The organism is Blautia stercoris (genome assembly GCF_054657695.1).
The window spans coordinates 1,052,484-1,068,033 of sequence record NZ_BAAHYF010000001.1; the positions used below are offsets into that span (position 1 = coordinate 1,052,484).

Below are 15,550 nucleotides of genomic sequence, written 5' to 3' on the forward strand. Positions count from 1 at the left end.
TTAAAATGTTTGAACACCTTTGAACACTTTATGATGAAATACCAAGATTCTGAAAAGCAAGCCTGTCATTCTTCCTCTTATTGACATTCCGCAAGTAATGCAATGTTGTAGCTGTCTCACTATGTCCCATTAAATAACTAAGGGTTGTAAGATTATTTCCGTCAAAAGCTGTTGAAGCATTGTAAAAGCGGATTTTATGACTGGAATGATAAGGAACACCGGCTTCTTTGCAATATTTCTTCAAACGGCGATTAAAGCTGTCTGTTGTCATAATCTCGCCGTTGGGTTCAAAGACATATATTCCATTTGGATTTAATTCCTTTGCTTTGTGAAGAATTTTAAGTGCTTCGTCTGTAAGGAACTGTTTACGGAATCCATGAGAAGTATTTCCTTTCATTTGATTTACTACTTTTACTTTTCGGCTTGAGAATGTTAAATCATCATTCAATGTACGTTCACAGGTCGCCTGTCTGTGAAGATATACAAGCCTGTTATTGTAGTCAATATCTTCCCAACGGATCGCTTTTGTTTCTCCAACACGGATAAACAGATAGAAAGATAACTGTATTGCAAGAGAATATGGCTCTATGATACACCGAAGATAATTTAATAACTTATGCGTATCATCACGGGAAAATACATTGTCACTTTGTGCTTCTACTGGCTTATAGGTAAACTGTTTGAAATTCACATCAGAGACAGGATTATGTGATATAATTTCTTCTTCGATCGCATAACTCATGATTCCATTCAAAACAGAACGGGCATTACTGACTCGTTTGTGCGTGAACTGTCGGTCTTTTGTAGCTTCTCTGAAAAAGCGGATAAGCGTGATTGGTTTGATTTCGCCTATCTTCATTTTAACAAGTTCTGTATCTTTGAAAAATCTATTCCATTCAGATACATATTCTTGAATTGTTTTTGCTTTTACGGAAGTATAATCTCTTTTATACAAAAGCCATTCAGCATATAATTCTTCTAGTGTGACATTCTGACGGTTTTCAGCTTTCTGCTTTTCGATATAAAATCTGATGATTTCTTTTTCAAGGTTCTCTTTACTCTTCCTCTTAACAGGACGGCGTTTGTTAGGTTTGGTTTCATCGGGTAAATAAGTACGCCAGCTTTTTTCTGATTCCGAGTAATAAATTTCATATTTGTGATTCTTCAAGATTTTTTTATTTGCCATAATTTTAAAATCTTTGAAGACTTCATCTGTGGTCATGTTAGCACAGGTGGCTAACGTATTCAATAATGTTATATCTGAAAACGTAACGGGATTATCCATAAGATTCCCCCTTTACGCAAGGATTTTCTTTTTTAATTTTGATGTAGATAACACTGCTGTCCTTTAAGCATGAACCAGTAGATAAGAAAGTGTTGGTATCGTAAATTTGCCTTGTGTATTCTTTCTGAAAGACGATATTTTCTTTTTGTAAGTCATGTAAAATGTCTTCGGTCAGCATGACTTTTGTTTCGTGTGGAACTTTCAGATTTTGAGATTTAAAAAAGGCTTTTTTCTTATGTTCTTTCAAATCAAGGTCTTTTCCAAAATACTTGCTAAGATAACGACCTCTGTTTTCTTTGCTGTCTACATCAATGCGATTGATTTTAATAAATCCATGTGACCATAAATTCTGTAATTTTTCTTTTGCTATATACGGAAAATCAAAGAAAATAACATGATAATGGATTGCTCCACGCTTCTGTTTCTCCCACGTTGCAAGGTATTTTAATAACTGGGTTTTGGTATGGTACAAATAATAATTTAATCGCTGGATAAAATACTTAAATTCTCTGTTGGTTATCAGGATTTCCTGAATGTTTTCTTTAAATGTCAGTGTTATAAATTTTGTTCTGTTATCAAAGTTGCAGTCAACAATACGGGCAATATCCCAACGAGCCTGTTCGTAATGCTTCTGCTTGCGTTTTAAACTGTCATATTGCTTATGAGCTGACATTTCATCAAATTTTTTTCGGTTACTTGTGTCTGTTAAATTTGCCTTTTCTTTCGAGTGAATAAAAATAGGGTTTTCGTAAATATATACTTCTTTTGTAGTAGGAGTTTCAATGATTTTCGTATTGTATGCAAAACACTCTTTTGTTTTGCTCACGAATCTCACCTCATATCCCAATTTTTGTAATGAATGCTCCGATTGTTTTCGGAAGATGTTGTTTTATATATCAAGTATAGAGGTCAGCCAGTTCAGCACCTATGACGTTGTCCGGTACTGACTGGCTGACATAGTAGGGAAATTATTTCATTCCCACTTTTCTGATATTGGAAGCTTCTGCTTTGACAGAAAGACGTCCATTATAGAGACTAGCCCAAGTATGTAATCCATCAAATGAGACTGGAATCTGCCCTTTTTGTTCAAGTTCTTCGTTGGTAACAATCGCTGTGTTAGCTTTAATGCCTACTTTGACTTTTTCAAACTTTAATTTTGGAAGAAGAACTGTATAGTAGAATCCTAATTTTTCTTTTGTAGAAAAGTCTACCCAGTCAGAAACTTCTACTAACTGAAATTCCTCTTGCAGTTTGTCTGGATTTAAAATAAAGTCATTTCCTCTAATCATCGTTTCACCTCCTTATAGATATCTGATTATCAGATATTAAGATAATCTTATGATAAAACAAGCATTGCAGAATGTCAATAGAAAATATCTGAATATCCGATAAAAAGATTGACAGAGAAAATTTGATGAAATATAATGTGCTTATAAAGGAGGTTCGCTATGAATAAAATAAAAGAATTGCGGAAAGAAAAGAATATAACCGTTGCGGAACTTGCAAAAGAATTAGGCATTTCACAAAGTATGCTTACGAACTATGAAAATGGAAACGGAACGCCGAGAGATGAATCTATATGGGAAAAATTATCACAGATATTCGGCGTGAGTAAAAGCCACGTTATGGGATTAACTACGGATATTGAAACAGCAAATAAGACAAAACAGTTGAAAGTGGTTGTGGATACATCTCAGCCGATCTCAATACAACCGAAGAATCAGACAGACCTTGATGTATTGATAAAACTGGATTTGATAGACAGTGAAGACATGGAAGAAGTGTCAGAATTTCTTGATAAACTGTTGGCACAGGAGAAATATGAGGGACGGAGAGAATCAAACGTTAAATATGTCGTTGAGTAGAAAATGCTTCTCAGCCGACCACTTGCCCAGTCGACCCGCCGCCCTGTTAGGAACCGTCGCACTGGGCATCCTTGCGGAACGTTAGTTTGCGAAAATACGAACAAGGAAATACTGCAATAAGAGGTATGCCAAGAAAATATAAAAATCTTGCATACTTTTTTTGATTGAACATTTTGTGAAATGGAATTATACTGTGTATAATGTGAAACAGACAAATCGGGATTTGAAAGGATGATGATATGATGGATAAATTAAAAAAGAACATGGTTTTCTACCTACTGTTGCTGATAGATTTTTATATCGTTCCTTGGTTTATAAAAAACACAGGAAGTGCAATGATTGTTATGTTAGTAATTATTCCTCTAATATGTTTAATAACCTCTGTTTTTTATGGGATTAGGAATGGTTTTAACTTCTGGTATATTTTGATTGTAGCAATAATGTTTGCGCCATCTATATTTATATTTTATAACTCAAGTGCATGGGTTTATGTAGTTGGATATGCTGTTATTGCATTATTGGGAAATTTAATAGCATTGCCATTAGGAAAAAGATAACTTCAAGTTTGTATGCGACAAACATTTGAACACTTTTTGAACACCGCAACCGTGATGAAGTCTTCAAAGCCCCTTTCTATCAGTATTTGAGATTAAGAAAAACGGTTCGATTCCGGTCTGCGGCATTTTTTTACTCCAAATTCTTACTGGGTTTGGAGTATTTTTTTTATTCTATACCAAATTTGTACCGATTTTTCACACCAAAAAACAGTGCCGATTCAAGAGCCCTTCCGTATTAAACCGACACTGTTTTCTTATTTTCTGTTTTTCTTAATCTTATTTATCCTGAATACTAACTCCCTGGATTGCTACACTCCCTCCTCTTACTACTTCAATATTTTTAAAGTACTGTGAAAAATAAGCAATCATTTCATCATTCCTGGTTTCTGTCTGCATACATTCCAGCAAAATTTCTTCTTTTCCATAATCCACAATCGGAAGTTTAAAGATACCTGCAATTCTAAGCACTTCATTTTTTATTTTTTCATCACATTTTTTCACTTTGATATACAATACTTCTTTTCTGTGAATCGGACAATTTGTAAAATCAATAACTTCGATTACTTCGACACAGCGGTTGAGCTGTTTTTTTATCTGTTCAAATGTGGCATCATCACTTTCCACACTGATTGTCATTCGTGACATGGTCGAATCTTCCGTTGTTCCTACTGTCAGGCTCATTAAATTATAGGATTTTCCTGAAAATAATCCTGCAATTTTTGCCAGTACACCTACTTCATTTTCCACATATAATGAAATCCATCTTTTTTTCATAATCATTTTCTCCTTTCCTTAGCAGTCCAAAATCATACAGTCAAGTGCCTGTCCGCCTTGTACCATAGGAAGTACCAGCTCATCGCTGTCAATCATAAATTCAAGTATGGTCGGTGCATCTGTATGTTCTTTTGCAAATTCAAATGCTTTTTTGATATCTTCTTCTTTTTCAATTCTCATTCCATAAGCTTCATAACTCTCTGCTAATTTTACAAAATCCGGCTGATATTTTGGGCACTGTTCTCCAGGTCCTTTGCAGGTAGCACTGCAAGATTTTCTTCTTCTGGTACAGGTAGAGGAATAACGTTTTCCATAAAATAACTGTTGCCACTGGCGAACCATTCCCAGATAACTGTTATTAAAGATACAGAGAATAACCGGAAGTCCGTAAGCTGTTGCGGTAGCAAGCTCCTGAATATTCATCTGTACTCCACCATCACCGGAAACACAGATAACAGGGGTATCCGGATAACCGAATTTTGCACCGATTGCTGCCGGAAGTCCATATCCCATCGTTCCAAGACCACCGGAAGTCAAAAGTTTTTTGTTTTCATCCATTTCCAGATATTGTGTTACCCACATCTGATGCTGTCCAACGTCTGTTACAACAACCGCTTTTTTAAATTCTTCATTCATACATTCGATAATCTTCTGCGGTGTGATTCCCTTATCTTTCCTCATACCAAGTGGCTGTTCTTTTTCCCATCCACGAATCTCTTCAAGCCAGTCTTTGGTATCACATGGTTTGGCATGTTTTAAAAGTGCTGTCATTGCTTCTTTTGCATCGGCTACAATCGGGATATCAACCTGAATGTTTCTGGAAATCGAAGCCGCATCAATATCGATATGAACAATTTTTGCATTTTTTGCAAACTCATCAATCTTACCGGTAATACGGTCATTAAAACGTGTTCCAATTGAAAACAACAGGTCACATTCACTGATTGCGTGATTTGCGGCATAGCATCCATGCATTCCAACATTTCCAATATACAGTTCATGATTGGTTGGAAGTGCCCCTTTTCCCATAATGGTTGTAATAACCGGAACCTGTGTCAGCTCTGCAAGTTTTTTTGCTTCTTCATTTGCACCGGAAATATTGACTCCGCCACCCATTAAAAATAATGGTTTCTTTGCCTGTGAAAGCAGAGAATTTGCTTTTTTAAGCTGCCCGATATGAACACCTTTGCTTGGCTTATAGCTTCTGATTTTTACTTCTTTTGGATAAAGGTCATCGCCCTCTTCTAACATAATATCTTTTGGAAGGTCTACTACAACCGGTCCTTTTTTTCCGGTATTTGCAATATAAAATGCCTCTTTAATAATTCTTCCAAGATCTTCTCTTTTTCTTACTGTTACCGCATATTTACAGATACTTCTTGTAATCCCTACAATATCAACTTCTTGAAATGCATCATTTCCAATCAAGCTTGTCGGTACCTGACCGGTAAAACAAACAAGCGGAACACTATCATAATTGGCAGTTGCAATTCCTGTTACCAGATTTGTTGCTCCAGGTCCGCTTGTTACAAGACAGACTCCGGTTCTCCCAGTTGCTCTTGCATATCCATCCGCTGCATGTACCAGCCCCTGTTCATGACGTGGCAGAATTACCTGAATGGAATCCTGCTTATATAATTCATCAAAAATATCAATCGCATATCCTCCTGGATAAGCAAAAAGAAAATCAATTCCCTCTTTTTGTAATGCCTTTACAAACAATTCTGTCCCTTTCATATCGTTTCCTCCTAATTCAAATTTACTTGAGTGCCCTCACGAGGGGATAAAAAAACGCCCTAAACCATCTCTGGCTTAGGGCGAATAAACAATCCGTGTTACCACCTAATTTCAGGAATCTCTTCCTGCACTCTGCTGATACGGAAAAAAATCAGATTTTTTCGATATCATTTTCCATATAACGTTGGAAACTTCCGTTGAGCGCTACTGAAAACCTGTTATCCGCTTCGTTCGTCTCACTGCTCAGAGGCTACTTCCATACTCCCTTGCTGAAGATTCTCACCTGCCATCTTCTCTCTGAAAACCGGTTGAGCATGTACTCCTCCTCGTCTTAGCATTTTTCTTTATTGAAAATAATTATATCAAATCCTGTATTGTCTGTCAATTCATATTTTTATTTTCATTATTTCTAACGTATTTTAACGTGCTTTAACGCACTTTTTCCTATTCGGTACAACGAAGAACGACTGCACCATGTGATGGCAGGGTCAGCTGAAGCACACCGCCTTTACAGACAGATACTTTCTTTATCAGGCTATAACCGAAATCACCGGTTGCAATTAACTGTTTAAAGTGAATTTCTCTGGATCGTGAGATTCCAAGTTCCCATACCGACAGAGAAATTGTTTTAGCTTCATTACTGTTATTGATTGCAATCACACTTCTTTGTGTATTCGTAAATCTTCCATAACAAAGCAATTGATAATCATTTGCAAGGAATTTTAAAGAACCTTTGATAAATTCTTCATTTTCTTTATGAATCGCAATCATTTCTTTATGAAATTCGATTAACTCTTTATCTTCATTTCCCCACGGATAGGTTCTTCGGTTATCCGGGTCTGTAAATCCACATACCCCTGCTTCGTCTCCATAATAAACAGTCGGTGCGCCAGGCCAAGTCATCTGCATGACAACGGCTTCTCGCAATACTGCTTTATTAATATCTTCTGATGCTGCATGGGAACCTAAATTAGCCACACGACCTACTTTATGATTGGTTCTTGTAAGAAATCTGGAATGGTCATGGTTGGAAAGCTCATTCATGGATACCATCAAAGATGGAGCATAAAAGCTTGCCATATGATATTTCATTGCCCCGATAAAGCAGTCACTGTTTCCGTACATGCCTTCGTTGTATTCATCACTGTGTTTTTCCATTCCGGTCAGGAACCAAGTCACCGGTTCCATAAATGCATCATAATTCATAACAGTATCCCACTGGTCACCCTCTAACCAGCTCTTGGCATCTCCATAATGTTCCGCCAGAATAATCGCATTTGGATTGGCTTCTTTTACATTCTTTCTGAAATCACGCCAGAATTTATGATTATATTCGTTGCTGTGTCCCAAATCTGCTGCCACATCCAGCCTCCATCCATCTACATTATAAGGCGGAGAAACCCATTTTCTTGCCACTTTCATAATATATTCATACAGACTGTCCGATGCCTCATAATTCAGTTTTGGCAGAGTTTCATGTCCCCACCAGCCATCATAGTCTTTATTATACGGCCAGTCATTTTGATTATGGAATAAAAAGAAACTGCGGTATGGGCTGTCTGCCGATACATAAGCCCCTTTTTCATAACCTGCCTGATTTTCATAAATACGCTCTCTGTCCAGCCATTTATTAAATGAACCACAGTGATTAAAGACACCATCCAGAATCACCTTCATTCCTCTTTTATGTACTTCTTCTACAAATCGTGCAAAGAAACGATTACTTGCTTCCAGATTCTCATAATCGGTTACTCTCTGAATGTATTTTGATGCATGAGAATTATCCTGATCACCCCAGTTTAACGGTTCTCCTCCATCTTTTACGATTTTTCCGTAATGCGGATCTACATAATCGTAATCCTGAATATCGTATTTATGATTGGATGGAGAGACAAAAATCGGATTGAAATAAATCACATCTACACCTAAATCCTGAAGATAGTCTAACTTATCCCATACTCCCTGTAAATCTCCACCATAAAAATCACGAACATCCATTGCCTGTGGCGGCCGATTCCAATCTTCTACTTTTTGTACCGGTGCTGAAATATAAGAATATTCATTGGTTACAACGTCATTTGATTTATCTCCATTGCAAAAACGATCCACAAAGATCTGGTACATGACTGCACCTTTTGCCCAATCCGGAGTTTCAAATCCCGGAACAATTCCAAATGCATAATGTTCATCTAAATCTTTTACAATACCAAAACGGTTATAGTAGCAATGCACTTTACCGGAAAATAATTCAAAATGATAATGAATGGTTTCTGTTCCAACCAGAAGTTTAGTTTCGTAATAATCAAACCCATCTCTTGTCTCAACCAGATTCATCTTCTTTTTTTCTTGTCCGCTGACCAGACAGACCATATCAACATTTCCACGTTTCGTACGAATTCTGATTTTTACTGTGTCTCCGGCTTTTGGCTCAAATGGCATACGGTAACTTTCCGTCTCATCACTAAATACCGCACGTTTATTGAAAGCAGGGCGCATGTTCGTCACATACTCCTGAATTTTTTGCATATTTTTTAAGTTTTCGTAATTCATATTTTGCATCCTCTCTTTTTATTCCGGTCTGTGTTTGAATTACTCTTTATAATTCTAAATGAGTGTAAAGTAAAAGAGGCAGTCTCTCGACTGCCTCTTTTGGAGAAGGTATTTCTTCTTATGGGGTGTAGCAAAAACTATATAATGTATTGGGGGGTTTTTACAGTTATTATAATAGCATGTACGGCACAAAAAGTGTGCACAATCTTATTATTATTTTAAAACTTTTTTTGAATAATTTTACATGCTCTATAAAACGACTCTGCTTATCTCTTTGTTAAATCATACAAAGTACCGCCCAAATCATTCTCTAAGCTTTTTTGCTCCTCATTTTCTGAAAACAATGCCTCAAATTCTTCCCGTCCGATTTTTTCCTTTTCCAACAGCAGTTCCACACATTTGTGTAAGACATCTATATGTGAACCAATCAGCTCTTTTGCCTGTGAATACGCTTCATCAATGATTCTTTTTACTTCGCTATCTATCACTGCTGCGGTCTGTTCGCCATAATTTCTCGTATGCGCCAAATCACGACCAATAAATACTTCGTCCTCATCACTTCCGTAGTTAATCAATCCGACTTTATCTGACATTCCGTACTGTGTCACCATCGCCCTTGCAAGCTGTGTTGCCTGTTTGATATCCTGAGAAGCACCGGTCGTCACATCCTTGAAAATAAGTTCCTCAGCAACTCTTCCTCCTAAGTCTACTACAATGTTCTCAAGCATTTTATTTTTGCTGTTAAACATTTCATCTACCTCTGGAAGCGGCATCGTATATCCAGCTGCCCCAAGACCGGTCGGAATAATAGAAATCGTGTGAACCGGTCCCATATTTGGCAGAAGGTGGAATAAAATTGCGTGTCCTGCTTCATGATATGCTGTAATTTTCTTCTCTTTTTCTGAAATAACCTTACTTTTCTTTTCTGCACCGATTCCAACTTTTACAAATGCCTGACGGATATCTTTCTGCGTCAGATAATACCTTCCATCTTTGGCAGTTAAAATCGCAGCTTCATTCATAAGATTTTCCAAATCTGCACCGGTAAATCCGGCGGTTGTTCTTGCAATTTCATGTAAATCGACATCCTCTCCAAGAGGTTTCTTTCTTACATGAACTTTTAAAATTTCCTCTCTACCTTTAATATCCGGTCTTCCAACTCCAACTTTTCTATCAAAGCGTCCCGGACGTAAAATGGCAGGGTCTAAAATATCTACACGGTTTGTCGCAGCCATCACAATGATTCCCTCATTGACTCCAAAACCATCCATTTCAACCAATAACTGGTTCAAAGTCTGTTCTCTTTCATCATGACCACCGCCCATTCCAGTGCCTCGTTTTCTTGCTACCGCATCAATCTCATCGATAAAAATAATACATGGTGCATTTTTTTTGCCTTCTTCAAATAAATCACGGACTCTCGATGCACCTACACCAACAAACATCTCTACGAAATCCGAACCGGAAATCGAGAAGAACGGCACTCCGGCTTCACCCGCAACTGCTTTTGCAAGCAGTGTTTTACCGGTTCCCGGAGGTCCGACTAAAATCACACCTTTTGGGATTCTCGCCCCGACTTTTGTATACTTTTGTGGATTCTTTAAGAAATCGACTACTTCTTCAAGGTCTTCTTTTTCTTCTTCCAAACCGGCAACATCTTTAAATGTCACCTTATTTTCTTCATTCACCGTCATCCTGGCACGGCTCTTTCCGAAGTTCATCATCTTGGCATTGGTTCCGCCACCTCCGCCTCCAGACATCTGTCTGCTCATCATACTAATCAGAAAAAATGCCATCCCTGCCACTAAAATAATCGGCAGTACAGAAGACAGGAAAATATTATCTCCCGGAACATCTCCGACTTCCAGTGCAATTTCTGAATAATCTCCCAAAAAATCCTGTATTTCTTTTACATCCAAAGCGTAAAACTGTACGGAATTTCCATTTGTTAAATCAACTGACACTCTTCCGGTTGGGTATTCTTTGTTCGGATGGATGTATACACTTTCCACTTCATTATTCTGTACGGATTCATAGAAATCCTGCTGGGAATAACTGTTATTAATTGTAAACTGTCTGGTCATAAACCAGTAACCGCCAACAAACAATACAATCAACAGCAGAATACTTGGAATCCAGCTTCTTGCCTGCTTATTCACTTCGTGTATCTCCTTTCACCGGACTGCCCTTAGAATTCTACCACTCCAATAAATGGAAGATTTCTGTATTTCTGTGCATAGTCCAGACCATATCCCACTACAAATTCATCCGGAATATTGAAACATACATAATCTACTTTTACATCTTTTACTCGTCTTTCCGGCTTGTCAAGCAGGGTACACAGACGGATGCTTGCCGGATTTCTCTGTTTTAATACTTCGATTAAATAGCTTAATGTTCTTCCGGAATCAATAATATCTTCTACAATAAGAACATCTTTTCCTTCAATACTCTCATCTAAGTCTTTAATAATCTTTACCACTCCACTTGATTTAGTATCATCCCCATAACTCGATACAGACATAAAGTCAAGGCTTACCGGCACTTCAATTCTTTTTGCCAGTTCACAGGTAAAGAACACTCCGCCTTTTAAAACGCAGATTAAATGAACCGCTTTACCTTCATAATCTTTTGTAATCTGTGCTCCGATTTCTTTTACTTTTGCAGCCACATCTTCTTCACTGATTAACTCTCTGATTGTTTCACTCATCTTCGCTTTCTCCTTTTACATGTACTCTGATTACTGTTTTCGTCTTTTCCGTAACTTTATAGTATTCGCTGATACGATATCCTACTACCCATAAAATATGAGAACCGTCTGCTAAAACAGTAAGACTGTCTCTTTCTTGTCTTGGAACTTTACAGTCAATCAAATAATCTTTTAATTTTTTTCTTCCTCCCTCTTTCGTTACGGTAAGGAAATCTCCCGCCTGTCTTTTTCTCACACACGGAATCTCTTTTATTTTATCATAATCAAACCATTTCGTATACTTTTTTTCCTGAATTTGCATGTTTTCATAAGGAAATACTTCCATTTTCAGCTCGATTTCTGATTTTTTTTCAAGTTCTCCCTTTATCAGACAGATATCCCCATAATTCTGCCAGACTGTAATCCCATAAATCAGAGAAATTCGGCTTCCGCTTTGCTTCTTTTCAAGCTCCTGTATCAGCTTGACATGTAACATTCCGATATCCTTCTTTTTACCTGCTGTCTCAGAAACCGCTCTTTGAATCACATAAGACTGCATTAATCTATCTTCCTGAAATAATCCCTGTTTTATGATTGTTCTGTCCTTTTTACAGATTACATATCTGTTATACATCATATCCGCATTTCTGCCAATATATTCCTCTGCCATAAGAAAAGTTTCTGCTGCATTTGCCAGATGCAGGACTGCTTTTTCATTCAGTCCTTTCAACTGTGGAAGAATATTCTGACGGATTTTATTTCTTGTATAAGAAGCTTCCTTGTTGGTACTGTCTTCTACCCAAAGCTGATTTTTATTTTCCAGCCATTCTTTAATTTCTTCTTTTTCCACACAAAGGAGCGGACGAATATAAGAAATCCCATTAATCTCTGTAACCGGACGGATTCCCGCCATTCCACCGATTCCTGTTCCCCGTACCAGATTATGAATCATTGTCTCCGCCAAATCATCTCTGTGATGTGCAAGTGCGATTTTAACGGTCTCTTTCGCCTTTTTCGCCTGCGTCTCAAACGCCCGATGTCTGACCATCCGCCCTGCTTCTTCTTCCGTTAAATGTTGCTTTTTTGCCAGTTCTAAAACCGGATAGGAATAACAGGAACAGGAAACACCAAGTGACTCACACAAGTCTTTTGCAAATGTTTCGTCCCTGTTTGCTTCTTCACCTCGAATCTGATGATTGACATGGACTGCCTCAAGCAAAAAAGAATTTTTTTCCGGAGATTTCTTTTGACATTCTGTCTGATATTCTTTTAATAAAAGCAGAAGCCCTACTGAGTCTACGCCTCCTGAAAACCCCACAATCACCCTGTCATCCGGTTTTATCATCTGATATTGTTCGATATAGGAAAATACCTTTTTCATTTCATCTGTTTTCCAATCTTTATTTTTTCCATACGCCTGCTGCCAGCACAGTCATATCATCTGCTGCCTTATATTCACAAAGTGCCAGCACTTTCTGTAAAATTCCTCTTCCTAATTCCTGAGGCGCTTTCGCATGAGTCTGTAAAATAATTTCCTTTAAAGTCTCCTCGGCCCGCTCCTCCGGAAGTGCATCTAAAACTCCATCTGTCACCATAATTAAAAAATCACCATTATACAACTTTTTTGTCAGTGATTCGTAATCTGCCGGAAATACCAGCCCCAGTGCCATACTCTCCGATGAAATACTCTCAACCCACTGGTCACGCTTGATAAATGTCGTTGCTGCACCAGCCTTTAAGAAGTGACACATTCCCGTATATAAATCAATGATTGACACATCAACGGTTGAAAATTTACCGCCCCGCATCTGAAGATTTAAAACAGAATTCACTAATTTTGCCGCACTTTCCCCTGAAAATCCAGACTCCACCAGCTGTTCTAATAAATCTACCACATGTTCGCTTTCTTTACAAGCCTCGAGTCCAGAACCCATTCCATCCGAAAGACACATAAAAAACTGACCATTATCTTCTGCCGTGCACATATAATTATCACCGGAAATTGTTTCTCTGTCTTTTGTTACCTTTGCAGCTCCATATAAAATCCGAAAATTTACATCCTCTACAAATCGCACGGTCATCTTTTCTTTTGTCAGAAACATCTTGCCCTCTATTCGGGGTGTCATCTGACAGCCACACATTTTTGAAAGTACCTGTCCTGCTTCTGCTGCCGAAATACAGCGTTTTCCCTTCGTATATAATTCACAGAAATACTGGATTTTCTCGTCTGGCTGTTCTAACATCCAGATATTTCCTGCCAAAATATGTTTTTTCTTTAAACGACGTTTTAACTCTTCCTGAAACACGGCATCTACAGGGATAATATCAAAGAGTTCATTCGACAGCGTATTCATAAGCTGTGCCATCTCTCCCAACTGTTCTGCAACCGCCATCCGATTTTCCAGCAGTTTATTATTCCAAATCAGGATTTGCTTCTGTCGTTCCATCAGCCTCTGCATCTGTTCCGTCATTTTCCCCTGATTGATACAAAACTCTGTTAAATTCGCTCTTGCCGACATGATTTTCTGTACATCCTGTTTTTCCATCAAACGAAGCAGATGATATAAAATCTGATACGTCTGCAAAGGATGTTCTTCCCAACAGAGTTTTCCCGCCGTACAACTTCTGCAAGGACCATCCCGAAGCTGTCGAATCATGTCTTCCAGCTCTCCATTGCTGATATAGTCTTTTCGATAAGGAAGTCCATAAAAACTATCCGCAAGCTTTTGAAATGCAGCGGCATAACGTCTCATTCTCTCTTTTTGCGGATGCTCTTCATAAATTACAGTTGCCGCACTTTTTCTCATATCTGAAAAAACAGTTTTTGCCATGTCCCTCAGTATTAACAGGATACTGACTATGAACATGGCAATCATCCATTCCTGCATCTTATATCCCTCCCTAAACAGCCACTCCTGTCCAAAGAGTATTATAGATGTTTTTTCTTTTAAACTTTGTCAAAAACATGTTCTGGTTTTCAAAAAATTTTAGACAAAATTATCACTTTTCTTTAAAAATAATTTCATCTCCTTCCACCAGTCCAAGTTTTTCTCTTGCTACCTGTTTTGCATATTCATCACTCTGCATATATTCTTTTAATGCTTCAATCTCTTTTGTGCGCTGCTCCTCTGCTGATATCTGTGCCTTGACTTCTTTTCTCTGGCTTTTATAGTCACCTATTTTTTCTTCTAATGCATAACTTCTTGCCATTAAAGAAATCGAAAGTGCAGAAGCAACTAAAATCACACTAATCATCGCCGTTTTGCTTTCCGGCTGTCTATTTTCATCTTTCTTTAATTTTTCTCTTCGTTTCCGACTGAATTTTTGATTTTCTTTCTTTCTCATTCTGATTCTTCCTGACTTTTTGTATCGACTTTTGTTCATACAAAAAAAGTTTAACTCTTTTAATACATAATTTCAACCTTTTTCTTCCCCTGTGTAGAGGAGTCAGCAAGATTCCAAATAAAGTTACGATTTTCAACAATAAAAATCCAAACAGTCTCACAATCCATCTGCTTATTGTCGCATAATAGAAAAGAGCTCCTGCTGCCATTCCAGCCAGCGCATAAACACGTATCTGACCATTATTTTCCATATATATAACATAAAAAACAAAAAGACCCGCACTACTCCAATAAATTAAATCCTGTAAATCAATCCAGAAACGGCTGTTCGTCATCACACTGCGCCAGATTCTAAGGCAGTCATAAAGCAGACCAAGGAAAATCCCCGTCAGGAAAAGTTTCAGAAGAAGCAAAAATTCCTGTTCCATATATTTGCTCATCTTTATTTAAAAAACCTCTTTATCATTCCTTCTTTTCCCTGCACACTTTCTCCCCTTGCCCGGTCGTAAATAAGGCTGTCTACTTTCCCTGCAATGTCTACCTCTTGTTTTTCCAAATCAAGCCGTGTCACATGCAGTTCTTTTCCCTTTACACTTAAAATACCCAATTCTGTCACCAAACGAATCTCTTCTTCATCAAAACAGAGCACATCACTGACTCCGGTTATACTCCCCTTATTTCTTGCACGAAGTTCCAGTTTATGTGCTCTTCTTTCCACCACTTTTTCTTCCAAAATAAAAAATCCCCCA

The 15,550-nt window shown here is 37.8% G+C and carries 15 protein-coding genes and 1 other annotated feature; of the genes, 2 read left to right on the forward strand and 13 right to left on the reverse strand.

Annotated features, from left to right (window positions below; translation table 11 throughout):
- Positions 1 to 28: 28 nt before the first annotated feature.
- From ACYQ2D_RS05145 to ACYQ2D_RS05155, 3 genes are all read right to left on the reverse strand, one after another.
- Positions 29 to 1,285: a tyrosine-type recombinase/integrase gene (locus ACYQ2D_RS05145; protein WP_117980795.1), complete on the reverse strand. Its 1,257-nt coding sequence runs from the start codon at positions 1,283 to 1,285 to the stop codon at positions 29 to 31.
- Positions 1,278 to 2,111, reverse strand: coding sequence for a rolling circle replication-associated protein (locus tag ACYQ2D_RS05150; RefSeq protein WP_199705024.1), 834 nt, complete (start codon positions 2,109 to 2,111; stop codon positions 1,278 to 1,280). The genes ACYQ2D_RS05145 and ACYQ2D_RS05150 overlap by 8 nt, the downstream gene beginning before the upstream one ends.
- Before the next feature lie 142 nt (positions 2,112 to 2,253).
- Entirely contained in the window at positions 2,254 to 2,574 is a 321-nt protein-coding gene (locus ACYQ2D_RS05155; RefSeq protein WP_005330993.1) for a hypothetical protein, read from the reverse strand.
- A 159-nt stretch (positions 2,575 to 2,733) separates the two neighbouring features.
- Here ACYQ2D_RS05155 and ACYQ2D_RS05160 point away from each other — a divergent pair, with 159 nt between their 5' ends.
- Together ACYQ2D_RS05160 and ACYQ2D_RS05165 are read left to right on the forward strand one after the other, a co-directional pair.
- Positions 2,734 to 3,150: a helix-turn-helix domain-containing protein gene (locus ACYQ2D_RS05160; protein ID WP_005424130.1), complete on the forward strand. Its 417-nt coding sequence runs from the start codon at positions 2,734 to 2,736 to the stop codon at positions 3,148 to 3,150.
- A 239-nt stretch (positions 3,151 to 3,389) separates the two neighbouring features.
- The gene (locus ACYQ2D_RS05165) at positions 3,390 to 3,707 is read left to right on the forward strand and encodes a DUF2651 family protein (protein ID WP_081733101.1); all 318 of its coding nucleotides are present in this window, start codon (positions 3,390 to 3,392) and stop codon (positions 3,705 to 3,707) included.
- Positions 3,708 to 3,983: 276 nt separating this feature from the next.
- Here ACYQ2D_RS05165 and ilvN read toward each other — a convergent pair whose 3' ends face one another.
- The 10 genes from ilvN to yabP form a co-directional block, all read right to left on the reverse strand.
- Positions 3,984 to 4,481 (reverse strand): acetolactate synthase small subunit, encoded by a 498-nt coding sequence (gene ilvN / locus ACYQ2D_RS05170; protein WP_022303267.1) that lies wholly within the window; start codon positions 4,479 to 4,481, stop codon positions 3,984 to 3,986.
- Between the two features lie 18 nt (positions 4,482 to 4,499).
- Positions 4,500 to 6,218, reverse strand: coding sequence for a biosynthetic-type acetolactate synthase large subunit (ilvB, locus tag ACYQ2D_RS05175; RefSeq protein WP_117455461.1), 1,719 nt, complete (start codon positions 6,216 to 6,218; stop codon positions 4,500 to 4,502).
- Between the two features lie 73 nt (positions 6,219 to 6,291).
- Positions 6,292 to 6,560, reverse strand: a binding site (T-box leader).
- 102 nt (positions 6,561 to 6,662) lie between these two features.
- Complete coding sequence (locus tag ACYQ2D_RS05180) at positions 6,663 to 8,768, reverse strand: glycoside hydrolase family 13 protein (protein ID WP_459784813.1); 2,106 nt, start codon at positions 8,766 to 8,768, stop codon at positions 6,663 to 6,665.
- A gap of 266 nt (positions 8,769 to 9,034) precedes the next feature.
- Positions 9,035 to 10,927 (reverse strand): ATP-dependent zinc metalloprotease FtsH, encoded by a 1,893-nt coding sequence (ftsH, locus tag ACYQ2D_RS05185; RefSeq protein WP_459784814.1) that lies wholly within the window; start codon positions 10,925 to 10,927, stop codon positions 9,035 to 9,037.
- Between the two features lie 29 nt (positions 10,928 to 10,956).
- A complete protein-coding gene (hpt, locus tag ACYQ2D_RS05190) occupies positions 10,957 to 11,478 on the reverse strand; it encodes a hypoxanthine phosphoribosyltransferase (protein ID WP_022302960.1) in 522 nt (173 codons plus the stop codon).
- Positions 11,471 to 12,838 carry a tRNA lysidine(34) synthetase TilS gene (tilS, locus tag ACYQ2D_RS05195; RefSeq protein ID WP_459784817.1) on the reverse strand — a complete coding sequence of 456 codons (1,368 nt, stop codon included), beginning with the start codon at positions 12,836 to 12,838 and terminating at the stop codon, positions 11,471 to 11,473. The genes hpt and tilS overlap by 8 nt, the downstream gene beginning before the upstream one ends.
- A gap of 19 nt (positions 12,839 to 12,857) precedes the next feature.
- Positions 12,858 to 14,345, reverse strand: coding sequence for a SpoIIE family protein phosphatase (locus tag ACYQ2D_RS05200; protein ID WP_022302958.1), 1,488 nt, complete (start codon positions 14,343 to 14,345; stop codon positions 12,858 to 12,860).
- Positions 14,346 to 14,457: 112 nt separating this feature from the next.
- A complete protein-coding gene (locus ACYQ2D_RS05205) occupies positions 14,458 to 14,802 on the reverse strand; it encodes a septum formation initiator family protein (RefSeq protein ID WP_022302957.1) in 345 nt (114 codons plus the stop codon).
- Positions 14,741 to 15,241, reverse strand: a complete 501-nt coding sequence (gene yabQ, locus ACYQ2D_RS05210; protein WP_117455455.1) for a spore cortex biosynthesis protein YabQ — start codon at positions 15,239 to 15,241, stop codon at positions 14,741 to 14,743. Before yabQ ends, ACYQ2D_RS05205 begins: the two co-directional genes overlap by 62 nt.
- Positions 15,242 to 15,243: 2 nt before the next feature.
- Positions 15,244 to 15,534: a sporulation protein YabP gene (yabP, locus tag ACYQ2D_RS05215; protein ID WP_117455453.1), complete on the reverse strand. Its 291-nt coding sequence runs from the start codon at positions 15,532 to 15,534 to the stop codon at positions 15,244 to 15,246.
- Positions 15,535 to 15,550: the final 16 nt, after the last annotated feature.